This window comes from Amygdalobacter nucleatus, assembly GCF_029167365.1.
Lineage (GTDB): Bacteria > Bacillota > Clostridia > Saccharofermentanales > Fastidiosipilaceae > Amygdalobacter > Amygdalobacter nucleatus.
The window spans coordinates 302,065-325,891 of record NZ_JARFNM010000001.1 but is presented as its reverse complement, the minus strand read 5'-3'; the positions used below and the strand labels follow the sequence as shown (position 1 = coordinate 325,891).

The following is a 23,827-nucleotide window of genomic DNA, read 5'->3' as shown; positions in this document are numbered from 1 at the left end:
CCCTCACTAATTAAAGCGTTTAACTTACGCATTTTGCTCAGTCACGTCAGTAGCAAGTGCTTCAACCGTTTCAGCTTCTGTTTCTGTCTCAGCTTCAGCATTTTCAGTGGCGGCTGTTTCTCTACGCAAAGCACGTTCTTCGGCAATTTCAGCTAATTTAGCATCAATTTGCATACCATACTCCAAAGATGTATCCAAATAGAAGCGCAAGTCTGGCGCCTGTCTCAGACTAATTTGCTGCATTATTTCATGGCGCAAAAAGCCTTTTAATTTCTCCAAACGTTGCAAGCTGGCTTGTTTCACTGCTTCCGAGCCTGGAATTGTCATATAGCAACGAGCATAAGTTAAGTCACGATTCATCTCTACCGCCACGCAGGTCGTCAAAACCGGCAGATTACGTAAAGTACCATTCTGACAAGCGGTAGCTAAAATTCGCCGAATTTCATCGCCAACGCGTTTCTGTCTGATTAAATTTGCCAAGCTTATTCCTCCTCTTTTACCTCAGCCATTTCGTACAATTCAAGTGTATCGCCAACTTTAATATCATTGTAGTTTTCAATTGACAAACCACATTCATAACCTGCGCTAACTTCTTTGACATCATCTTTGAAGCGTTTCAAGCTAGCTAACTGACCTTCATAAATGATCTTGCTATCACGCAACAATCTTACCTTTGCATTGCGCTGAGCTTTACCATCCAAGACATAAGCACCGGCAATTGTACCGACATTAGAAATCTTGAATGTTTCACGCACTTCGACATGGCCAAGCACTTTCTCCTCGTATGTAGGAGCCAAGAGACCCTTCATAGCCTTCTCAATATCTTCAATTGCATTGTAAATGACACGATAGAGACGAATATCAACGCCCAATTCTTTAGCTAAGTCTGTGACATTATTGTTAGGACGTACGTTAAAGCCGATGATGATAGCATCTGAAACTTCTGCCAAACGTACATCTGACTCGGTAATACCACCTGCTTGTGAGTGAATGATATTGATCTTAACTTCATCATTAGACAACTTGAGCAAGCTCTGATTCATAGCTTCAACTGAGCCAACCACGTCGCCTTTGACAATGATATTCAAGTCTTGCAGCTTGCCCTCTTCCAAGCGATTGAACAAGGCATCCAAGCTGATCTTAGGATTCTTCCTAATTTGCTCTTCACGCGCCGTTTCCTTACGGCGGTCAGCCAATTGGCGAGCCAATTTCTCAGCTTTAACCTGATAGAATGTCTCACCAGCTTCTGGAATTTCTGGTAAGCCGATAATCTGTACAGGTGTTGAAGGCCCAGCTTGATTGATATTTTTGCCGCGTGAGTCAATCATGGCACGAATATTACCAACGATAGAACCTGTAACAATTGTATCGCCTTTCTTCAAAGTACCACGCTGTACCAACAAGGAAGCTACAACGCCACGGTTCTTATCCAAGGAGGCTTCCAAAACAATACCTTTGGCCTGACGCTTTGGATCGGCTTTTAATTCCAGCAAATCAGCTGTGAGCAAGACCATCTCCAACAATTGGTCGATGTTTTCACCGTTCTTAGCTGAAATTGGCACCATGATGGTGGAACCGCCCCACTCTTCGCAAATCAAATCGTAATTAGCCAATTCTTGCTTAACACGTTCTGGGTTAGCACCTGGCTTATCAATCTTGTTGATAGCAACGATAATCTCTGTCTTAGCAGCCTTAGCATGGTTGATTGCTTCAACTGTCTGTGGCATGACGCCATCATCTGCCGCAACAACCAAGATTGCAATATCCGTAGCTTGTGCACCACGCGCACGCATAGTTGTGAAAGCTTCGTGGCCAGGGGTATCAAGGAAGGTAATTCTTCTACCCTTCAAGCTAACTGTATAAGCACCAATATGCTGAGTAATACCACCAGCTTCACCCAAGGCAACTCTTGTATTACGCACATGGTCCAACAGAGTTGTTTTACCATGGTCAACGTGACCCATAACTACAACTACTGGTGGGCGCTCAACTAAGTTCTCTTCGACATCTTCTGAATCATCAAAGAGAATATCTTCAGCTGTGACTTCCACTAACTTATCGCAAGTAATGCCAAATTCATCAGCAATTGTTGCAGCTGTATCGTAATCAATATCTTGGTTCATATTGACCATCACGCCATAAGCCATCAATTTCATGATAACTTCGGACGCTGTCTTCTTAATAGCTTCTGCGAACTCTTTTACGGTCAATTGTTCAGGCAAGGAAACGTGTGTAACTTGCGCATTTGCCGCCTCTTTTAGTGTATTTGCTTGGTTCTTACGCTTACCTCTTCTTCTCTCATTGTCATCATCTTCGTCAAATTCGCTTATACGGCCACGCATGCGCTCATTGCGGTTCGTGAGTTTGCTGCGTTTCGTCTTTTCATCGTTATCATTGCGCTTCTTATGCATGTCGCGGCTTTGGAAGTTACGGCGCTGTGCCTCTTTGCCTAATAACTCTGTCAATTCACTATCAACAGAGGCAATTTTCTGCTTACGTGAATGTGAAACTAATTTGCGCTCGTCATCTTTGTCCTTATCTGCAAAACCACCAAAGTCAGAACGGTTAGAAAAAGATCCACCACCTTGATTTGGGCGCTCGTTACGTGTGGAGTTGTTTCGACCCTGACGATTGAAATTCGGCCGATTAGCTGACTGGCTATTAGCCTGACGCTTAACTGGCAATTGCACTTTACCAATTGGCTTAGGCACAACAAAGCCAACACTAGCTAAGCTTTCAACAGTTTCACCTGTTTGGGCTTTAGGCTCAGCTTGAGCATTCTTAGCTTTTTCCTCTTGGCGTTTACTCTCTAACTTTTGCAAACGCATACTTGCCATTGCCTTTGTCATTTGGGCAGCCTTTTGAGAAGCTACGCTGCGTCTTTCTTTCTCACGTTCCTCGCGCACACGATTGATCACATCACGATTGAAGTCATCTATTTTGCCTAACTTAGTTGGCAAAGTCACGTTGACGCTATCCAAGACAGACTGAGCAACCACTTGCTTGTGTGGTTTCTTGCTAGCTTTATGTTCAGATTTAGCCTTTATGTTTTCTTTTGACTCTTTAGCTTTTTTGCCATTAGCCTCAACTTTAGGCTCAGCTTTAGTTTCAGTTTCCATTTCAGTCTTAACTGATTCTGGTGCAACTTTAGTAGCTTCTTCTTTTGTTTCCACTTTAGTTTCACTTGCAGGTGCTTCTGTCTGCACGTTTACCTCATCTGTAGCACTCTCTTGCTTCTCTGGTTCAGGCATAGCTGTTTGTTCGGGTTCAGAGACTTTTTCCAAAGCAGCTTCGCTAACAGAAGCTGGCGTTGTTGGAAGCTCAGCTTTACTACTAGTTTCAGCTGGTGCATCAGTTGTCTCTACCTTTGCCTTAGATTCACTATGTAATTTCTCACTTACACCTGTCACCTTAGCTAAAGCATCAACACCCTGCTTAACAGCCGACTTAACAGCGTCAGCCGTATTATTCAGCAAATCTTTGGCGGCACTAACAGCACTAGTTTTTGCTTCCGCTTCAGCCTCAGAATCAGCTGCCTTGCTCGTCTTAGCTTTTTTCTTGATTTTAACGACTTTAACTACGCTGGCAATCTTCTTACCTGATAAGCCTTTCATGGTAATTACCGGCGCATTGGGCTCCTTGTTGTCTTCAAGCTCTTTATTGTCCGTTAGATCTAATTTCGTTTCAATTGCCTCATCATTTTTATTTATCTCTTCCGACATGCGCTATTTTCCCTCCTCGTAACTGCCTAAGACCTTTTGTCTGTTCATGTTGTCCAACTAATTTATTCTTATGTTGCTTTGACTGAGTAACTCGTTTGGTATAAGTACGACATACAGCCTGCAGCTTTGAAAAATAATTACTCGGATCAATTTCCTGATCTTGTAAATTTGCCTGCAAAAGTTCTTTGTAAGTCAGCAAGCTCTGCTTAAGTGACTGGCTAAATCCATCGACTGGCAAGGCCAATACAGCTCTTTCGCTATCAAGCTTTGCACTTAGTTCTGCCCGGGTAAACATATTACAGCAATAGTAATTATGCTTAAGCAGGTGTTCCTTGCTCGCCAATAGGTTATGCAATTTACGCTTACTATCTTCCGCCAAATCACTGGCTACAAAGATAAGCTCCACCTCTCCACTAGCAATCAGCTTAGTTACAGCCGTTAAACCAAGCTGCAGGTGCCTAGCTCGTCTAGCCAAGCCAAGCAAGCTCTGAACTTTCTCTAAAAGCTCCGCCCTTTCTTTGGGCAAAGCAAAATCAGACTCATTCGTTTGGCCATTTCGATTTATCGCCGTTATGTCTAAATCCAATTTAGCCTTTCCTCCTCATAAGCAAACAGCAACTATTTACTCAGCAGTTTCTGTTTCTGTTTCAGCGTCAGCTTTTGTCTGGTTATTAGCCTCAACCTTAGCCAAAGCTTGTTCTGTAATAGCGTCAATTGATTCTGCTAAATCATCATCCAATTTTGCTTGATAATCTTCAGCTTGTGAAGCGCTCTTAATATCAACATGCCAACCTGTCAAGCGAGCAGCCAAACGAGCATTCTGACCAGAACGACCGATAGCTAATGGTAATTGATTGTCTGGTACAACTACCTCTGCTACGTTTGTATCGCCTTCTTGATACAAGGTGACACGCAAAACTTTAGCTGGTGACAAAGCATTCAAAATGAATGTTTCTGGATCTTCATCGTATTGAACAATATCAATCTTTTCGCCATGTAATTCTTCCATGATGTTGTTGATACGCATCCTGCGATTACCAATGCAAGCACCAACTGGATCAACATCTGGGTCTGTACTGTAAACAGCAATCTTGCTTCTAAAGCCAGCTTCACGTGAAACGCTGTAAATTCGAACGATACCCTCTTGAATTTCAGGCACTTCAGCTTCAAACAATTTGGCTATCAATTGTGGATGACTACGAGAGACATAAACAACAGGGCGACCATGTTTGGTATCAACCTTGAGAATATAGAAGCGCATACGTTGACCAAAGTTATAAACATCTTGTCTAACTTGTTCGCGCACTTGCAAAATTGCATCTGCACGGCCAATATCAACAACAACATCGCGTCTATCTTTACGTTGCACAATACCGCTTGCTAATTCACCGATACGGTTGGTGAACTCAGCACTGATACGGTTGCTTTCTGCATCGATTAATTTTTGGTTGATCACGCTCTTAGCTGTCTGGGCTGCCAAGCGGCCAAAATCTTGAGGAGAAAGTTCATATTCAAGCAAATCGCCTAGTTCAAAGTCGCTATCAATGCTTGTGGCATCAGCCAAGCTAATTTCTGAGTTGGGGTCAGATACCTCCTCAACTACCTCTTTCATCAGGAATACGTGCATCTCGCAAGTATCTCTATCTACTTCAGCGCGAATGTTCTCGGCATTCTTAGCGTTGAACTCACGTTTGTAAGCTGAAACAAGGGCTTCTTCTATGGCCTGAAATAAAACTTCAGCATCAATGCCACGTTCTTTGCACAAGTCCTTGATTGCTTGAATCAGTTCTGCATTCATTTTATCTTTTCTCCTATCTTAATTGACCTTATATTCATCATAAAAGTACATTGGTTAAAACTTAAAGCTTAAAAATCAATATAGCGTTTCACTTGACTCCATTCAGTTTCAGCAAAATTAAGTTCAATCGGCTCTTCTCTTTCTAGTAAAGTTGCTGGTTTGAATTTGCGCCACAAGGTTTGGCGTTCAGCTTCTGTCAGCTTATCTAAGTCCACGCTTGTCAAAGCTAGCTCAATGTTGAACAAAAAGTCCTTGAAGTTTTTCTTGTCCATTCGTTTCTGCATAGCCAACAAATCCAGGCCAAGCGTTATCTTACCATCGGCATAGTCCAACAGAAAGCCAATAAATTGCTTACAGTTCAAGAATTTGCGATAGCAGCTAATTTCTACCTCGCTCTCAAGGTAGCGCTTAAAATCTGCCTCTGTCTGCAACAAGCGATCTAAGCCAGCGGAAGAAACTTCCAAATTGTACGCACCTTGCACCAAATTAGCTGTCTCTAGTAACGGGTCGACTATATCATTCACACGTTCGCAGTCTTCAATGCCAATACCGCCACGCTTATCAATGATGAAAGTTAGGTAATACTCGCCCTGTTCTTTGCCGTACTTCACCTCTAAGAGCTCATATCCCGCAGCTTGCACAGCATCCAAACAGAGTGTATAAGCATTTTCAGCTAGCGTGTTCTTCTTCGCTTGCATATATTCTCCCTTGCAACAATTAGGCTGTTCATCAATTAATCGCAGATTAATAAAAGAAAAGAGCAAGACAAAGTCTTACTCTTTTCGAGCCGTATAAGTGAATTATATACGCTCCTAGGCTAATTGGCAAGTTTTGGACGGCTGTTTGTAGTTAATCAGTGATAATTTCAAAGTTGTGATTCTTTAGCCCTGTAACTAACCAATTAAAATTTCACCCCCCTACTGAAAAAGCCAGCCTATATCGGCTGGCTTATGTTAACTATCTCAAGCTGATAGTTATGTTAGTGTTTCTTAGCAATTACAACGCTAGCGGCAGCTAGAATAATTAAACCTAATTGGTTAACGGTATTAGCCATTTCACCTGTCTTGGCAACTTTGCCTACCTTAGGCTCTACAACTTCAGTAACAACTGGCTCTGTAGGGTCACTTGGCACATACGGAATTTCTACTTCTGGTTCAACTGGAGCTGGGGATGGGGATGGAGCAGCAGCGTACTTAACAGCAATAGCGATACCATCGTCATATTTACCAGCATCAGTTTGCTTGCCATTCCAACTTAAAACAAATTTCTTTGTTATTATTGAATATTGAGCAGTACCACTAAAGCTACCTTCAACAGTACCTGTAACTGTATAAGCTCTATCTGCCACTGCATTATCGGCAAACTGAACACCTGTTAAGCTTACTTTCAAGTCGTCATCTACAGCATTAACATCATTTTTCAAAACGTCATATTTTGTGTATTTAGCTTTATCTTTCAACTCCATAGTGATAGTAGCTGTTTGACCTACTATATCAGTTTTTGTAATTTTAAATAAATCGTTAGCACCTGTCAAAGTAGTCTCTACTTTATCTTTAAATTTTAAGCCATCAGCTAAAGTTAAAGTTGCTTTAAATGTGGACTCAACACCTTCCAAATTAATTTTATCGTAGTTATCTTTAAGAAGTACATTTTCTTTACAGGTATTAGGATCACATTCAGTTCCATCACCTAAAAATTTTTGCTCAAAGCAATTCATTTGACCCTTTATAAGCTTAACACCTAATGTACCAACAAAAGTCATATTGTCATCTTTACCGACCTCAATGACTTTATTACCAGTATCTTCGCTATTGTCTTTTTTACGCAAAAGGAGATCAGCCGACAAATTATTATTCACCGTAATAGTTTCTCCCTCTGCCTTAACATTAGCTGGCACAACGAGCAAAGCTGCCATGAGCATAGCTGTTATAGCTGCCAAGCATTTTTTCTTGAAAACATTTGCATGCATTTGTGTTTTCATAATTTTATTCCTCTCTTCAATTGGATTCATTTTAATGACAAGCTGCTAAATTGCAGCTTGTTAATTTACTATTTCTTACGCTTGTTGACAGTCAATGCAGCAAACGCAACTAACATAACCAGGCCAAACCCACTTGCCATATTTGCAAGCTCGCCGGTCTTTGTCACAACACCGACTTTAATTTTCTTCGGCTCAGTTTGAGTACTTGGTACATACTCGGGATTGCTCGGTACACTTGGCTTTGTCGGGATTATGCTTTTCTTGTTGACGACTTTAACTGTCTTAGTAGTATTGTCAGAATTTTTCTCGTCATACGGCGTATTAAGCGTAATATCCATCGGCTTATCCAACTTCTCATAACCATTTAGGCCCTTAGTTTCTTCTAGCGTGTATTCGCCTAGTGGCAAGTCCTTGAATATAATCTTACCGTCCTTATCTGTTGTACCTGTCCACTCAGTCTGCTCTGTTGTGTTTACAGAATTTGTAACATCTGATGCATCACCAGTTGCGGATTTGTCAGTTACTTTTTCTGCTTGTTTATCTGTAACAGCAGGATTTGAATTAGTCTCTGTCTTTAATTCACCAATTATATTTAGCTTAAATTCAACGCCAGCTAATGGTTTTGCTTCCTTGCTGTCATCTGTCTTTAGAACGACCAACCTAGCCTTGTTAAGCTTGTTTGTAACCGTAACATCAACTGAAGCTGGATTCATATGAGCCAATAACTCAGGTACAGCTGTTTCAGGCTGTTCAGGCAATTCATAGCCCTTTGGTGCTCTTATTTCTCTAACTTTATAGCTACCATATGGCACGTTTTCAAACGTTGCTTCGCCATCATCATTTGTTGTGACATTTTTAAATTCAACTTCATTACCGTTAGCTGTCGCTTGTTGTTCACCATTAACTTTTATTAAGGCAAACTCTGAACCTGCTAATTTCTTACTTTCGTCTTTAGCATCCACTTTTGTGATTTTAATTTTCCAAACTTGTTTAATGGCGACGCTTCGAATCATTTTTTTCTTAGAAGGATTCAATTTTCCTTGTGTAGAAACTGCTGACTTTTCACTAGCCGTTGATGCCTCTATAGAATTAGTACCTATATCTTCTGAACCAGCTGTAGATTTCGCGCTAAATGATTGTCCGTTACCAAGTTCAAACTGCACCATATAAGAAGCTCGCTGATAAACGTCAAAGCTATATTTACCTTCTTGGTTAGTAGTTGTCGTAATAGCATTGCCATCTAGATCCTTAGCAAGTTCGTAACCTTCAGGTATATTGGCATTATCAGCGTCTCTATCCTCATCCAATCTAGCTGAGCGATTTTCGGCATTTGTGCTAGGCGTAGAAGCAGCTGGACTTGGTTTTAACAAGTTAACTTTTATACCTGGTACAATCTTATCTTTATTATTATATTTACCATCTTCATCCAGATCTAAGAAAGCCATGCCTTCTACTTTGTATTTAACAAAACTTAACTGTGTTTTATTTCCCTCAGTATAGTTTTGATCATCTGTGCTAAACGCAGCTGAATTAATGGCGTATGTTGTTCCTTCTTCAAGGCTTGTGTTTTTTGGCATACTTACTGGCAAAATAATATCTATTGATTCTTTTGACTTTAGTTCTTGACCTTCCTTAAGCACAGCCTTTACAGACTTAACTTTTGACCAATCTGTTATTTCCTCCTTTTTAACCCATTGTCCATCACGCACACTAGCTAAATCATTTCCTTGTGCGCTTAACTGATAATAGAAAGAAAATTTTTCATTGACACTTTTATCATTGGCAGCCTCAACCGAACTTATTAACGGCGTAGCAAAAGAGGAGTTACGTGCTGGATATTCACCTTTTTCATTAGGAGCAATCGCATGGTCGCCTACATATGGTAAAACATCCAATATACTCAGTTTATTTATCGTCTGAATAGAATTATTGAAAATGTTAATTTTATGTTGAGTCTTACTACCTAAATCACTTACAATCGCTATTTCGTCTTTAATATCTTCAAAACAGACTTTGTTGTTCATAACTAATTCAAGCGGTGGTATAAATTCTACATTTGTTTGCTTTTGCATGAAAACTTCTTGCGTGTTACCATCATCATCTAAATCCAAGGTGTCAACGTAATCATGTTCATGTTTATCGCTGCCTAGCGGACGAATAAAGTCGTTATCATCATAAACCATATAGTTAACGAACTTATTCTTACCACGTTGAGCTGTTTTAGTCGCACGCAACACTAAATTTAAGGGATAATACCGCTCAATAGGCACATTACCAAAATCAGCTATTACAGCTGTTTTACCAGTACCCTTATAGTTCTTAACAGTCTTTATTACAGGATCAGATACTTCAGCAGTCCAATTGTGGCCATCATTGTCAGTGCGCTTTATTTCGCCTGTAAATTCAAATCCAGCTGGAATGAGCGTGATAACCTTTAAATTTTTAATTTCTTTTAAATCGGCACCATATGTAGATATATCATGCCGTACCTTTGGTAACATAGGGCCAATTAAATAATTAAAAGTACCTTCATTGCTGTATGCAACCGTCTGCTCAGCACTAATAAACTCATCGACTACTGGATGTAATGCTCTTACTCTAAAGAATTTAGTAGTATTGTTCGTATATTCCTTTTTTTCAGGTTTATCGTCTTTATCCAAAATTGCTACACTAAGTGAAGAACTATAAGCCTTTTCTTGATCTTCCAAGTTGGAAAAGCTTTTCAACTCATCATTTAAGAACCATACACGGTCATTTACATACAGATGAAAATTATCCAAAACAAGCGGCTTATCAAACCTGTAAACTACTTCTTTATATAAACCTTTTTTATCATCTATATTAATAGCCTTATTGTATTCAACCTTATCGCTAATTAGTGTTTCATTGCCAGCATTATCGATACCGTATAGCTTAACATTTCCATTGGAACAAGCTGACTTTATCGCATTCAGGATATTTTCATTTTCAGGGTTTTTGCTATCATAACAGTCTGCCCACAAACGAGTTGATTTGAAATAGATACCGTCTGATTCTAATTTGTTGAAAATCGCCTTGACTTTAGTTACATTGCCATCTTTCCACGGATTAGCAAAGCTTGATCCCGTATTCCAATTAGTAAGTAAGCCTTTAAGAGGTACACCTTTTTCATTCATACTGAATGCGCCCTTGTAAAGCTTATTGTTCATATAGTAATAATCTGCGTTATATATGTAAGCAAATTCTTCAGCAATATTATAACCATCATATGCTATTTTACTGTATGAAAAATTACCACCACGCGAAAATGGCTCGGGTTTAAAATGATAAACTTCTTTGCGTGTACCAATCAGTTCACCATTATTTCCATCTTTATCGACATTTTTATAAGCGGAAATATTAACACTAATATCTTTGTTCAAAGTAACTGCTTTCGCTTTTACAAAAGCTTTTACTTGTAATGACTGACGATAATTATTGGTCCAGTCCGCTGAACCAGCCATGGTTGGATTTTGGCAAATAATGGTTAAAACTTTTTCATCAGCACTAAGTTCTCTTTTGATATCAGCATTGCCAACACCCCAGAAATTCCATCTACCTTCAAAGGTAAATCCTGGTTCTGTATTATCGAATTCCAAAACAAATTTGATATTTTTTGGATACTCCAATCCTACGCTTTCGCTAATACCTTTTATCGCTTGTGGCGCTACGGAAGCATAAACTGGAGCAACGCATGGTTTACCTTCAAAAGTTGTAGTATCACTAGCCTTTTCTACCCAACCTTTCACAATGCTCTTGTGTCCATCATTATTTGTCTGCAAGTCCCCTATTTGTTGCATACTGTCATAGTTATATTGTGTCGAAAAAAGCTCAAATCCAAGTGTTTTAGCACGATATGTCTGTTTTAACTCTCGAAACAGCTCGCCATCTTTTCCATTGTCACCATCTTTATACAAGCTAGCTGTAACTTCAATAGTGTCATCATTTTTAGCATTATGAGCATCAAATTTAAAATAGAAAGGGTAAGTATAATGTGTACCACCAGACATTGAATCATAAACGTATTTCACATATTTATAATCGTCATCTTCATATCGCTCTGTACGACCTGCTTGTGAATCAATAAACTTTAAATCTTTAATTTTATTAGTTTTAGGCACCCGTAAAACAATGTAAGGTTTGTTTAATACGTAATTATTACCAGAAACATCAATATCTATAGCACTAGTTACAAGCTGTTCAGTATACCAGTTCTCTGACAAATCAGATAATTTGTCATTTTCAAATTTTCCAAGTTTAAACTCGACCTTGCCTGTACCACTTTCAGTTACAGCTCTATCTGCTCCAATCATTGCTTTAGAAATAGCCGAAAGATCATCTTTACTCACTAACTCAGCATCTTCATTCTTTTCTAACTTGGAAACTTGTTTGTCAGTCTCAGATACTTTTGGTGCTTTAGAATCTTTCTCTTTTTCAACGTTAGCCTTATCAGCGGGCATAACTTCTTTTGCTTTATCGGCAATGTTACTGTCTTTTAACGAATCATTTGGCGCCTGTGATTTATCAGCGCTTGCTTTCTCATCTTTGGCTTTAATTTCTGTAGCAATCTCCGTCTTCGCTTGTTCAGTTTCTGTTGCTCGCACCTGCCACGGCATAACTGTCATAAATATGCCAGCTGCCAAAGTAAGTGCACACATCCGACTCAATCTACTCATCTTCATTGCCTAAGCCCTCCATATATACAATCTGTTTAAATAAGCATAAAAATAAGCAAAGACAGATGCCATCATACGACACTGTCCTTGCTTACTATCTACACTTATAAAATTGTAATGAATTAAATTATTTGAATTACTTAAAGAATTTAATGCAACTCTAGAATTAGAGTCAACACTACCTACAGCATAATCTATGCATAAATCATGCTGTCTGTCTGTCTGTCTGTCTGTCTGTCTGTCTGTCTGTCTGTCTGTCTGTCTGTCAAAGCATTCTCGTGCCATATCATTTTAATGTCAACCTTCAAATTCTACAAATTTGCATGTTCTAATATTGTTTTATCTAACTTAGTAAGATATAATCTTACACTTTTAAATTCATCAAGTCAATTAATCGGCGTAAATCACGTAAAATACACCTAGCTCTCAAAATTATATCCTAAAGTAAAGCTAATTGGCTAGACATGTAATTCGATTGCTAATTTTATTTCCCCTAAAACATTTTTGCAAATGATTTTCAAATTATCCATGCTTTTTGTGCTATCATGGCGGTGATTAAAAGTAAGGAAGTACATATGAGCGAACATTTTACCTACGATGAACCTGTCCATAGTCATCATTTAGATTTAGCCAAACAGAAATTAAACACAAAAGAACGTTCTCTTTATTTTTTGACCATCGGTATGAGCTTGCTAATACTATTAGTCAGTCACCTTATAATTAAGCAATCTGTACCTAGCTTGCCTCAAAATCAAGCTAATTTGGTCCAAGCGAGAATCGAAAAAATCGTCAATACAGAGCAGAGTGAAAGCGGTTTAGCTGGCGAAAAGCCTAATTTGAAGATAAACTTCACAGCCACCCTTCTAACTGGTGAACGCCAAGGCGAGCGTATCGTGGGTTATCAGAGCATTGACTTTAGCAATCCTTCCGACAGCCTTACACAAGTTAAATCTGGTGACCGTGTCTTATTATTCAGCCCTAAGCAGAGCGCCAATCCAGCAAGCGCTAATAAGCTATCACCTTTCGTATTTGTCGAATACGATCGGCATACTAAATTAATTTGGCTCTTTGCTGTCTTTGCTATCGCATTGCTTGCCTTTGGGCACTTAAAAGGCCTTAACACTTTACTATCCTTAGTCTTGACTGTTTTAATGATTTTCCTCGTCTTTATCCCAAGCATCCTCGCTGCTTACAACGTCTATCTTATGACCCTCTTAACCTGTCTGTACGGCACTTTGATCAGCTTCCTCTTAGTTATCGGCTACAATGCCAAAGCCTATGCCGCTACCATCGGCTGCCTGGCTGGTGTCAGTTTAAGCGGTTTACTTGCCATCATCTGCAACTATTGGCTGAAAATTAGCGGTCTAACTGGTGATGAGGCTATCACCTTGGCTAACTTACCTTTACCTAACAAAATCAATTTGCCGGCGCTCATTTTCGCTATGGTTCTAATCGGAGCACTCGGAGCAGTCATGGACGTGGCAATGGATATTTCCTCTGCCTTAGCACAAGTAAAATTGCAAGCGCCTAACTTGAAGCGACACGAGATATTCAAAATCGGGCTGGACATCGGCCGTGATTTGATCTCAACTTTATCTAACACTTTGATCATGGCTTATATCGGCACTTCACTCCTCACCGTGCTTGTTCTAAGCGGCACTGGCATGTCATGGAATTTCTTCATCAACAGAGAAAGCTTTGCCGTCGATATTCTTAACGCCATCATCGGCACGCTCGCCATCTTGTTCACAATTCCACTGACAGCTTTCGTCTGTGCTTGGCTATATAACAGTCCCAAAGCCAAATTGAAGTAGACATTTTTTGAAAAGTATAAATAGCGAAACGCTCCTAGTTATAGGAGCATTTCGTTACTTTTTTCTAAGATTCTGAACAAATCCTCTGCTGTAAGTTTCGCTTTTTCTTCCGCATCGAACTGCCTAAACAACTTGCCCTGGCTTAAAATAAATAAGCGATTACCATAAGTAATAGCATCTGTTAAGCTGTGTGTAATCATCAAAGTAGTCAATTTTTTCTTCTTAATCAACTTTTCTGTTAATTGCATCACTAAGCGCTGGGTTTTAGGGTCCAAAGCAGCCGTATGCTCATCTAGCAATAACAACTTGCTATCTGCTAAAGTTGCCATCAACAAAGTTACCGCTTGCCGTTGGCCGCCAGACAAATATTCCATCGGCAGCTCCAAGCGCTCTTCTAAGCCAAGGCCTAACTCTTTTAAACAGGCACGATAAAAAGCAATATCCTTGTCGCATACAGAAAACGTAAAGTTACGTTTCTGGCCTCGCTTAGAAGCAATTGCCATATTTTGCAATAACGTCATACGTGGTGCTGTACCGAGGCTAGGGTCCTGCGGCACCCTACTTAACCATTTGGCACGTTGATAATCCTTTAAATTAGTTAGCTCAACATCGTCCAAAATGATTTGCCCTTGATCTAAATTGAGTTTGCCCGCAATGATATTCATCAAAGTGGATTTTCCAGCCCCATTTCCACCGACAATGACACCAAAATCGCCCTCATTTAAGGTGAGATTGAAATGGTCCAGGCCTTTACGTTCTTGCAAAGTGTTTTGGAAAAACGTTTTAGAAAGATCCTTTAATTGTAGAATAACCTTACTCATCTCAACGCCTCCTCATCGATGAATTTTTTCTCTTATCAAAGGTAATGCTAGGCAAACTGCAATAAGCAATGCCGAAAACAATTTAAAATCATTTGCACTGATAACTTTTAAGGAAATAACGCTAGCCAATAGGAAGCGATAAATTATCGATCCAAGCACAATACAAATCAGTCTTTGACCGAATGTTACATAAGGGAAAATAACTTCACCTATAATAATCGATGCTAAAGCGACAACTATAACGCCTATGCCCATATTCACATCAGCAAAATTGCCTTTTTGCGCTAATAAGCCGCCACCCAAAGCAATAATACCATTAGCCAACATTAAGCCTAAAATCTTCATGCGTTCTACCGGAATACCAGATGACATAGCCATCTCTGCATTATCACCCGAAGCTATCAAAGCTTGTCCCACTTCCGTTTTGAAAAAGAAATATAAAGCTGTCAGAAGGAGCGCAACCATTAAAGAACCAAGCCATAAATAAGCATAAGGTAAGACATTACTTTGATGGGTAATATAATTCACCAAGGTGTTTTTACCCAAAATATTCAAGTTAGGCCTTTGCATAATCTTTAAATTAATTGAATAAAAGGCACTCATCGTTAGAATACCGGCTAAAAGATTCGGAATTCTTAGGCGATTTATTAAAACACCAGTCACTAAGCCAGCCAAGGCACCACCTATAAAACTTACAACTAACGCCATAAGTGGTGATAAGTCATTCAAAATACTAACAATTGCGAGGCAGGCACCTAGTGGGAAGCTACCCTCCGTGGTCATATCAGACAAATGTAAAATTCGGAAACTGATATAAAGTCCAATTGCCACTATGCTCCAAAAAACGCCTTCCGTTAAAGCAGATAAAATTATATCGCCCATCAGTCTACTCCTTTATTTATCAATAGCTACGGCTTTTTCAGCAATTTTTTCTGGGATATTGATATTAAGCTCTACCGCTTTTTTCTTATTGATATATGTTGTACCTTTGTCTAATACTTGAATAGGATAAGTCGCTACATCTTTTCCATTTAAGACATCTACTACCACCTTAGCAGTTAAGCGACCAATTTGATATTGATCAACGCCAATGCCCATCATGCCGCCGTCTTTCACCATGCTATCAGCCGATGGGAAAACTGGTATTTTAGCTTGATCGGTAACTTGGACCAATGTTGCCATTGCCGAAGCTATGCCGTTATCAATTGGCACATAAATTGCTTGTACCTCACTTGCTAATTGTGTAGCTACCTGATGAATATCTGTCGTATTAGTTACGGATTTAACTACAGTTTCTAACCCAATTTTCTTTATCTCTTGTTCAGCTGTTTTGGCTTGGGCTAAAGCATTATCTTCAGAAGAAGTGTATAAAATACCAATCTTTTTCGCATCAGGCAACACCTCGTGTATTTGCTCAATTTGAGCCTTAATATTCAAGCGATCGCTAACGCCTGTTACATTCTTACCTGGATGCTCTTCTGAATCAACTAAGCCTGCTTGCTTAGGATAAGTTATACCTGAAAGAATAATTGGGCGTTCTTTTTCCTTAGACGCTAATTGTTGAGCGGCTGGAGTTGTTATACCTATGACTAATTTTTTCTCTTTTGTTAACAGCTGTTGCGCCATCAACGACAAATTGCTCTGATCACCTTGCGCATTTTGGAAATCAATATTAATGCTTTTCCCTTCTTGATAACCTGCATCTGCCAAGCCATCAATAATACCTTGTTTGATCGAATCTAAGGCTGGATGAGAAACTAATTGCAAAATGCCAATTGTAGGTACTTCGTTTTTTGCGCTGACTGAGCTAACTTTTTCACTGTTGCCATTATCTAATTTTTTCAGGAAAAATAGTGAAACAATTAAAGCTAACACCACTAAAACGATAAATGCGAAACTTGACTTCTTTTTCATAAATAACCTCCATTTTTAAGCACTTTTCTTATTTCTTATTTGTCTCAATATGGGGGTAGATATGGCAATCCATAAAAGCCGCTATATAACTAAATAAAAAAAGCCGCCACTATGCGACCTCAAGCTATGACGCACAGAAACCCCCAGCTCAGTAGGTTGTTTCTATACCATCATCTAATGTATGAAACAACCTTTTCTATACGCTTCGCCAATACTTGCTTTGCATTGATTGAACAGCAAACATCTTAGGTTGCTCCTTTCCAAAAATTTCATGGCTATCTTACACGTTTTCTTTGAATCTGGCAAGTGCAATTTTCAAATTTTCTTAAAATAGCATGAAATTTCATATGTAAACATCTGTATACACCTTTATTTCAGCCTATGCTTCACTGGATATACCACCTCGAAAATAAAATCGGCGCAATCAGTAATTCACTAATCACGCCGATCAATTAAATTGCCTGTACCTAAGCTTACTTAACGCTTGCTAAGAAATCCTCTAAGCTCATAACGCCCTTATCGCCTTCATCACGGCTACGGACAGCTACTTGCTTATTATTAGCTTCCTTCTCACCAACGACAAACATATAAGGCACATGGTCTAACTGAGCTTGACGAATCTTGTAACCAATCTTTTCATTGCGCCAATCAACTTGGACACGAACATCAGCATCAAACAAAGCTGACTCTAATTCATGCGCATAATCAGCGACCTTTTCAGAAATAGGCAAGATCCTAACTTGCTCTGGTGCTAACCAGTATGGGAACTTACCAGCATAATGTTCAATCAAGACCGCAATAAAGCGCTCCAATGAGCCATAAATTGCACGGTGCAACATGATTGGGCGATGCTTCTCATTGTCGCTACCAATGTATTCAAGTTGGAAACGTTCAGGCAACTGGAAGTCAATCTGAGCTGTACCACATTGCCACTCTCTACCCAAGGCATCCTCGATATGGAAGTCGATCTTTGGGCCATAGAAAGCTCCGTCACCAGGATTAACGACATATTCCATATGCCGTTTCTTCAAAGCTGACTCCAAAGCATTCGTTGCCAACTCCCAATCTTTATCTGAGCCCATTGAATCTTCCGGACGCGTGGACAATTCAACATGGTACTTAAAGCCAAAGCGCTTGTAGATTCGATCAATCAAGCTGATAACATTCTCTAACTCAGCCTCAGCCTGCTCAGCTGTCATGAAGATATGTGCATCATCTTGTGTAAATGAACGCACGCGCATCAAGCCGTGTAATTCACCAGATTGCTCATGGCGATGGCAATGACCAAATTCAGACAAACGCAAAGGCAAATCACGATATGAACGAGGTTGGCTGCGATAAACCAAGACACCACCTGGGCAGTTCATCGGCTTAACAGCAAATGTCTCACCATCAATCTCAGTTGTGTACATCTTCTCTTGGTAATGTGCCCAGTGACCAGATGTCTCCCACAATTGTCTTGACAAAATAATAGGTGTTTCAATCTGTTGATAGTGCATACGCTTTTGATTATCAATCAGCAATTGCTTCAAGCACTCTTTGATTTTTACACCATTAGGCAACCAGAATGGGAAGCCTGGGCCCATATCAGATGTCATGAAAATGTTCATCTCACGGCCGATTCTACGGTGATCACGTTGCTTAGCTTCTTCTAATTTTTGCAAATAAGCTTTCAATGTTTCTTTCTTTGGGAAGCTAATACCATAGATACGTGTCAGCATCTTGTTCTTCTCATCGCCACGCCAATAAGCACCAGCAATTGAAGTCAACTTGAAAGCCTTAATTCTACCCGTGCAATCCAAATGACCGCCACGGCATAAGTCAACGAACTCGCCTTGTTTGTAGAAAGTGATTAGTGTATCTTCCGGCATATCTTGAATGAGTTCTACTTTGTATGGTTCATTACGATCTTGCCAATACTTAATAGCCTCTTCACGGCTCATCTCAATACGTTCCAGGCGATAGTTCTGCTTGACAATCTGCTTCATTTCTTTCTCAAGTTTAGCTAAATCTTCATCTGTAAACTTCTCTTCACGATCCAAATCATAATAGAAACCGTTCTTGATACTTGGACCAATAGCTAACTTTGTTTCTGGGTAAAGACGCTTGACCGCCTGTGCCAAAATATGCGAGGTAGTATGCCAAAAATGCTGCATATATTCAGCATCATCATGAATCTTATCAATTTCTGCCTGTGAAGCGCCTTTCACTTCCAAGCTGTCGTCAGTTTGTTTATTCTCGCACATTGTAACCTCCTCGAATAGCTCAAACTGTTAAAACTGAGCCTAGCTAATTAATTATACTTACTTTTTTCGCTTTTACTAGGTACTGGCGCCGCTTCATTTGTGCCAGCTGCATTTTTTTGTAGAATCGGCCAAAAGGTGACTTCAACATTCACTGGATTTGCACTAGTTATCCTATATGAATAATACGGTTTATCCGTAACGTTGATCTTGACTTGCAAATTAACCTTAACCGGAGTCTTGTTTGTCTCACTTAAACGCTGCAACTTGGCCTTATCTTCCTCTTTCAGATTAGCAAAATCAAGTTGAGCTTGAATATCTGAGCTATTAATGCCACGCAAATTACGTTCACGCGCTTGAATCACGACATCCGTCTGCCACGCACTTAGGCGATAATCCAATTCGTATTTGTCTACTTCTTCTTGGTTGAGTATCATAAACTTCACATCATAGAAGCGTTTGCTGCTGACAACATTGGTCGTTGCTTGCACATACAACCAGACAAAAGCGGCCAAAACGAAAGCCGTTACCTGAATGCCAGTTCTTGTTTGACCCCATTTTTTGCGTAATTTGCTGTTAGCTTTTACAGTCTGACTACTTGTATAGCCATTCAAATTAGCACTGTTCTCTGCCACTGCTAACACAGTTGTCTGTTTTTCACCGTCTTTGCCATCGTCTTGGCTGGGTGTTGCCTTGACAAAATCATCCAGCACGTCTGCATTGAGTTCAAATTGCTTGTTAAAGTATGATTTAAGCTCTTGCCATAAAGTCTTTTTCTCTTTGTTCTTGACGGTATTAGGAACTAAGAAGCGTTGCAGGACATGCGCTAACACTTGCGCATCTTTCACTTTGATCAAGTTACCATCAACTGCCACTGAAATTGAACCTTGTTCTTCTGAACAGACAATAGCAATTGCATCACTAATTTCGCTAGCGCTGATGGCCGCCCTATGTCTAGTGCCGTAATTTCGATTCAAACGCGTTGAGCCTGACAGTGGCACATGGCAACGGGCAGCATAGATTTTGTTACCACGAATCACGCAAGCGCCATCATGCAGAGGTGAACCTTTGTAAAAAATCTGTTCCAGCATTGTTGCTGATAAGCTGGCGTTCAAAATAACCGACTGACCTTTTTCGATAATTTCGCCTAGTTTTGTCTGACGCTCTATCAAGATAAGTGCGCCTGTATATTCTGAGCTCATCTGTGCACAAGCTAGTTTAATAGCTGAAATAGCGGCATAAATCTCCACATTGCCATCTTTGGAATCAAACGGCAAAGTCTGTGAAAAGCTCAAAGTATTACGACCTAAAGTTTCCAAAGCCTTACGTAATTCTGGTTGGAATAGCACTAGCAACGTAATAGCCAAAAATGACAAGGCTGAATTCAACAAGAAAGAGATTGCTTGTAAGCCTAAAAGTGAAAAAATCTGACCGCAAATAATCAAAAAGACGACACCTTTAAGTAGCTGCCAAGCTCTCGTTTCGCTCAATAATTTCAAAATAAAATAGAATAAGCAGGTTGTGACAAACACATCCAGCAACATGATGAAAATATCAAGCGGGCTGCCAAACAAAAGGAAGCCCTGCCTCAGTTCAACTATGATTTTCTTAATTAAGTTTGATACAACATTCATCGCTCAATCTCCAGCTCAACACTCCCTTACATATTAGCACATGACTTGAAAGTAGTTGACTTTTAATCGCAACTTTATCACTTATGTGTGAATTTTTGAAAGCATAAATCTGAAAGTTGCTTCAGCTGATCCAAAAGATAGATATTCAAGTCATTAGCTTTAGTCTGTTTGCGTCTAAATCTGACAACATCTTGTTTGTTGGCCGATGGCAGATAAATATTTTTAATGCCCAAACTGACAGCTTCATTCAAGCGCCGCTCACAATTAGCTATTTGCCTTAATTCGCCAGTCAAGCCTAATTCGCCAATGAACAAGCTATTATCTGGCAAGGCTGAATCGTAATAGGACGACAAAATTGCCGCCGCCACAGCTAAATCGCAAGCTGGTTCATTAATTTTCAAGCCGCCAATGACATTAATGAAGCAATCGTAATTCAACATATTTAAGTTAAATTGCTTGCTAATTAAGGCTAACAGCATATTTAAGCGATTTCTGTCAAAGCCCTGCGTCATGCGCATGGCTTGGCCCAAATTAGCCTGTGTAAGTAAGGCCTGCACTTCTAATAATAAAGGTCTGACGCCTTCAACTTGTGCCGTCAAAGCTGAGCCACTCACAGCTTCAGGGCGATTTGTTAGTAGCAATTGTGACGGATTAACAACTTCCGCTAAGCCTTGGCCAGTCATCTGCAAAACTGCTAATTCATTCACTGTGCCAAAGCGATTCTTTTGCGCTCTTAAAATTCTTAAGTCATGGCCACGTTCACCTTCAAACAATAAAACCGTATCGACCATGTGCTCTAGCACCAAAGGTCCAGCTATCTGCCCCTCTTTCGTCACATGCCCAACCAATATGCCCGTGATGCCACTTTCTTTGCACATTCTTAAAAATCCGGCTGCGACATTTTTGATTTGGCTGACAGCGCCCAACGAGCCTGCTGTTTCTGGATCATAAACTGTCTGAATGGAGTCAACGATTACAATTTCAGGCGCCAATTTTTTGACCATTTCACAAATCTTTGTGAAATTAACTTCTGGGTATAGATACAGTTGTGAACGCTTAATCTGCAATCGCTCTGCTCTTAACTTAATCTGTTCGGGTGATTCTTCGCCACAAATATAGAGAATTTTTTTGCTTTCAGGTAAGGCCTGGCACCATTGCAAAATCAAAGTTGATTTGCCAATGCCAGGTTCACCGCCCAATAGAAGCACTGAGCCTCTCACAAGTCCCCCACCTAAGACTTTGTTCGTTTCTAAGAAATTAGCTAAAGCCTGATATGTCTGCTGTCTAGCGCTATTTAGCTTGCATAACTCAACCAATTCATTTTGACTATTCAGCCAAGTTTGAGGCACTTTGGCTACTTGCTTAGTAGAAATTTCTTTGCTTATGCTCTCAAAGCAATTCCAGTTCTGACAGCTAGGGCAACGGCCTAACCATTTAGCGCTCTCAAAGCCACAATTGGAGCAAATGAAACTCTCTTTTACTTTAGCCATCGTATTTTAAGGCCTCACTTTTCTCTTGCTTTTATACACAGTTATTTTAAGCTATTTAAGCGAAACAAGGAAACAACTCTCGCGAAGCTCCAGCTATATGTTTATAATGAACTAAAATTAAGCAAACGAGAAACAATATGAATATTAAACTAAACTTTATCCTCTTAGCAGCTGGCTCTGGCCAACGTTTTGGCTATTCTAAGAACAAGCTCCTATATATTAAGCAAGACCGAACTTTATTCAGTCGCTTGTGGCATAACTTAGTTAGCTATGCTGATGAACTAAGTTCGCCTAAAGAAGATAAACTCAAGCTGTCGCTTTCTCCAGTCGAATTAAAGTCTAAGCTTTGTCTAGCTCAAAATACCCAAAGTTTTAGTTTAACGCAGGCAAACGCTAGCTCAACATATCAAGCAGCGATCTTAGAAGCTTATCAGAAAAACGTACTAAAATTTAGCGTCAATTTCATTCTTGTCTGTCAAGAAAGTGATGCAGCAATGTTTACATCTGACATTAAGCGCAATTTGCCTAAATTAGCCACTGTCAGTTTAGCTAAAGGTGCCAACAATCGGGAAGCTAGCATGCTAAGTGCGCTAAAAGCTTATGTAAACAAACAGACCAAACCTATCTACACGCAAGCTACAAACTTGCAGCCAGTAGATAAAGAACTCGTCTTCATTCATGATGCCGCTCGTTTGCAAGTAAGCCCAAATCTGCTTGACGAGCTATTATTGACTGCCTTACTGTATGACACAGCTATTCCAGCTCTGCCTGTCACAGACACCATCGTCCAACTAAACAATCTATCTGCACCAAGTGCATTTGCCCAAACAGACTTCCAAAATAGCTATACAAGTAGCCAGCGCTTAGATCGAAACAGTCTTTTAGCTTTGCAAACGCCGCAGGTTTTTACTTTAGCTAATTTGCAAAAATTGTTAGCTTATCTCACCCAAAATAAGGCTGATACGAATTTACTTTCTAAATACACTGACGATAGCAGCCTGTATGAGGCTTTTATCGGGCCAGTGAACTATGTGTACGGTGATCCTAATAACTCCAAATTGACAGTGAAAGAAGATTTGGAGAAGTTGACGGCACTGAGTTGATTATCCCCAGTTGATTGCACTGATTCAGTGAGCAGCAAAAAACTCTAAATTTGCTAAAATAACGCTATTTAATACAAGGAGAAAATGAACATGAACTTTGCCGAGTTTTTTAATCACGAAATTGATTTTTCCGGCACAAAAGTAGCGCTAATCATAGGTGATAAAGTATTAAGCACCTTACGCGACGACATTCCAACTATCCCTTTTCCTGATATGTGGGAATTGCCAGGTGGCTGTAGGGAAGCAAATGAAAGTGGTTTTGAATGTGGCCAAAGAGAAATTCTGGAAGAATTAGGCATTAATTTGGACAAAGCCAGTTTATTATGGGCAAAGCAATATAAAGGCCTCGTATCTGATAAAAATTCTTTTTTTGCCGTTGCAACAATCAGCCAAAGCCAGATTGATCAGATAAAGTTCGGGGATGAAGGTCAAGGCTATAAACTTATGACCTTTTCTGAATTTCTTAACGATAGCAATGTTATCCCTGGTCTAAAAGTTCGCTTACAAGATTATCTCCAAGCAACTAATCAAAGCTAATAAAGCTAATTCAGAGGCACACTAATGACTATGACTAATGACAAGCCCTTTTAGCAAATGCTAAAAGGGCTGTTTA

15 protein-coding genes and 1 pseudogene are annotated in these 23,827 nt (G+C 39.8%); 3 read left to right on the top strand and 13 right to left on the bottom strand.

Annotated elements, in window-relative coordinates; genetic code table 11:
• Positions 1-24 precede the first annotated feature (24 nt).
• The 7 genes from rbfA to PYS62_RS01475 form a co-directional block, all read right to left on the bottom strand.
• The gene (gene rbfA, locus PYS62_RS01505) at positions 25-480 is read right to left on the bottom strand and encodes a 30S ribosome-binding factor RbfA (protein ID WP_066714908.1); all 456 of its coding nucleotides are present in this window, start codon (positions 478-480) and stop codon (positions 25-27) included.
• Positions 481-482: 2 nt separating this feature from the next.
• Positions 483-3,722 carry a translation initiation factor IF-2 gene (gene infB / locus PYS62_RS01500; RefSeq protein WP_066714910.1) on the bottom strand — a complete coding sequence of 1,080 codons (3,240 nt, stop codon included), beginning with the start codon at positions 3,720-3,722 and terminating at the stop codon, positions 483-485.
• Positions 3,703-4,308: a L7Ae/L30e/S12e/Gadd45 family ribosomal protein gene (locus PYS62_RS01495; RefSeq protein ID WP_066714912.1), complete on the bottom strand. Its 606-nt coding sequence runs from the start codon at positions 4,306-4,308 to the stop codon at positions 3,703-3,705. Before PYS62_RS01495 ends, infB begins: the two co-directional genes overlap by 20 nt.
• 36 nt (positions 4,309-4,344) lie before the next feature.
• A complete protein-coding gene (nusA, locus tag PYS62_RS01490; protein ID WP_066714914.1) occupies positions 4,345-5,520 on the bottom strand; it encodes a transcription termination factor NusA in 1,176 nt (391 codons plus the stop codon).
• 68 nt (positions 5,521-5,588) lie between these two features.
• A complete protein-coding gene (locus PYS62_RS01485; RefSeq protein WP_066714916.1) occupies positions 5,589-6,218 on the bottom strand; it encodes a ribosome maturation factor RimP in 630 nt (209 codons plus the stop codon).
• Between the two features lie 281 nt (positions 6,219-6,499).
• Entirely contained in the window at positions 6,500-7,501 is a 1,002-nt protein-coding gene (locus PYS62_RS01480; protein ID WP_315574121.1) for a hypothetical protein, read from the bottom strand.
• A gap of 68 nt (positions 7,502-7,569) precedes the next feature.
• Complete coding sequence (locus PYS62_RS01475; protein ID WP_315574120.1) at positions 7,570-12,201, bottom strand: MSCRAMM family protein; 4,632 nt, start codon at positions 12,199-12,201, stop codon at positions 7,570-7,572.
• A gap of 569 nt (positions 12,202-12,770) precedes the next feature.
• On the opposite strand from PYS62_RS01475, the gene PYS62_RS01470 reads away from it, so the two are divergent.
• The gene (locus PYS62_RS01470; protein WP_066714077.1) at positions 12,771-14,009 is read left to right on the top strand and encodes a YibE/F family protein; all 1,239 of its coding nucleotides are present in this window, start codon (positions 12,771-12,773) and stop codon (positions 14,007-14,009) included.
• Between the two features lie 38 nt (positions 14,010-14,047).
• Here the strand turns inward: PYS62_RS01470 and PYS62_RS01465 are convergent, their stop codons facing one another.
• The 6 genes and pseudogenes from PYS62_RS01465 to radA form a co-directional block, all read right to left on the bottom strand.
• Positions 14,048-14,830, bottom strand: coding sequence for an ABC transporter ATP-binding protein (locus PYS62_RS01465; RefSeq protein ID WP_066714079.1), 783 nt, complete (start codon positions 14,828-14,830; stop codon positions 14,048-14,050).
• Positions 14,831-14,842: 12 nt separating this feature from the next.
• On the bottom strand, positions 14,843-15,712 hold the full coding sequence (locus PYS62_RS01460) for an ABC transporter permease (protein ID WP_066714080.1): 870 nt from the start codon (positions 15,710-15,712) through the stop codon (positions 14,843-14,845).
• Between the two features lie 12 nt (positions 15,713-15,724).
• Positions 15,725-16,744, bottom strand: a complete 1,020-nt coding sequence (trpX, locus tag PYS62_RS01455; RefSeq protein WP_066714082.1) for a tryptophan ABC transporter substrate-binding protein — start codon at positions 16,742-16,744, stop codon at positions 15,725-15,727.
• A 473-nt stretch (positions 16,745-17,217) separates the two neighbouring features.
• A pseudogene (gene thrS / locus PYS62_RS01450) lies at positions 17,218-18,915 on the bottom strand (threonine--tRNA ligase); the annotation flags it as partial.
• A gap of 122 nt (positions 18,916-19,037) precedes the next feature.
• A complete protein-coding gene (gene cdaA / locus PYS62_RS01445) occupies positions 19,038-20,621 on the bottom strand; it encodes a diadenylate cyclase CdaA (protein WP_066714089.1) in 1,584 nt (527 codons plus the stop codon).
• Between the two features lie 77 nt (positions 20,622-20,698).
• Positions 20,699-22,111 carry a DNA repair protein RadA gene (radA, locus tag PYS62_RS01440; RefSeq protein WP_066714091.1) on the bottom strand — a complete coding sequence of 471 codons (1,413 nt, stop codon included), beginning with the start codon at positions 22,109-22,111 and terminating at the stop codon, positions 20,699-20,701.
• Between the two features lie 137 nt (positions 22,112-22,248).
• On the opposite strand from radA, the gene PYS62_RS01435 reads away from it, so the two are divergent.
• Together PYS62_RS01435 and PYS62_RS01430 are read left to right on the top strand one after the other, a co-directional pair.
• Positions 22,249-23,214 carry a 2-C-methyl-D-erythritol 4-phosphate cytidylyltransferase gene (locus PYS62_RS01435; RefSeq protein ID WP_066714093.1) on the top strand — a complete coding sequence of 322 codons (966 nt, stop codon included), beginning with the start codon at positions 22,249-22,251 and terminating at the stop codon, positions 23,212-23,214.
• A gap of 90 nt (positions 23,215-23,304) precedes the next feature.
• On the top strand, positions 23,305-23,751 hold the full coding sequence (locus tag PYS62_RS01430; protein WP_066714095.1) for an NUDIX hydrolase: 447 nt from the start codon (positions 23,305-23,307) through the stop codon (positions 23,749-23,751).
• Positions 23,752-23,827: the final 76 nt, after the last annotated feature.

What these genes read in the sequence shown, in the direction of transcription:
- infB (WP_066714910.1), bottom strand. Translation starts at nt 3,722, where the DNA reads ATGTCGGAAGAGATAAATAAAAATGATGAGGCAATTGAAACGAAATTA.
- nusA (WP_066714914.1), bottom strand. Translation starts at nt 5,520, where the DNA reads ATGAATGCAGAACTGATTCAAGCAATCAAGGACTTGTGCAAAGAACGT.
- PYS62_RS01485 (WP_066714916.1), bottom strand. Translation starts at nt 6,218, where the DNA reads ATGCAAGCGAAGAAGAACACGCTAGCTGAAAATGCTTATACACTCTGT.
- PYS62_RS01480 (WP_315574121.1), bottom strand. Translation starts at nt 7,501, where the DNA reads ATGAAAACACAAATGCATGCAAATGTTTTCAAGAAAAAATGCTTGGCA.
- PYS62_RS01475 (WP_315574120.1), bottom strand. Translation starts at nt 12,201, where the DNA reads ATGAAGATGAGTAGATTGAGTCGGATGTGTGCACTTACTTTGGCAGCT.
- PYS62_RS01470 (WP_066714077.1), top strand. Translation starts at nt 12,771, where the DNA reads ATGAGCGAACATTTTACCTACGATGAACCTGTCCATAGTCATCATTTA.
- PYS62_RS01465 (WP_066714079.1), bottom strand. Translation starts at nt 14,830, where the DNA reads ATGAGTAAGGTTATTCTACAATTAAAGGATCTTTCTAAAACGTTTTTC.
- PYS62_RS01460 (WP_066714080.1), bottom strand. Translation starts at nt 15,712, where the DNA reads ATGGGCGATATAATTTTATCTGCTTTAACGGAAGGCGTTTTTTGGAGC.
- trpX (WP_066714082.1), bottom strand. Translation starts at nt 16,744, where the DNA reads ATGAAAAAGAAGTCAAGTTTCGCATTTATCGTTTTAGTGGTGTTAGCT.
- cdaA (WP_066714089.1), bottom strand. Translation starts at nt 20,621, where the DNA reads ATGAATGTTGTATCAAACTTAATTAAGAAAATCATAGTTGAACTGAGG.
- radA (WP_066714091.1), bottom strand. Translation starts at nt 22,111, where the DNA reads ATGGCTAAAGTAAAAGAGAGTTTCATTTGCTCCAATTGTGGCTTTGAG.
- PYS62_RS01435 (WP_066714093.1), top strand. Translation starts at nt 22,249, where the DNA reads ATGAATATTAAACTAAACTTTATCCTCTTAGCAGCTGGCTCTGGCCAA.
- PYS62_RS01430 (WP_066714095.1), top strand. Translation starts at nt 23,305, where the DNA reads ATGAACTTTGCCGAGTTTTTTAATCACGAAATTGATTTTTCCGGCACA.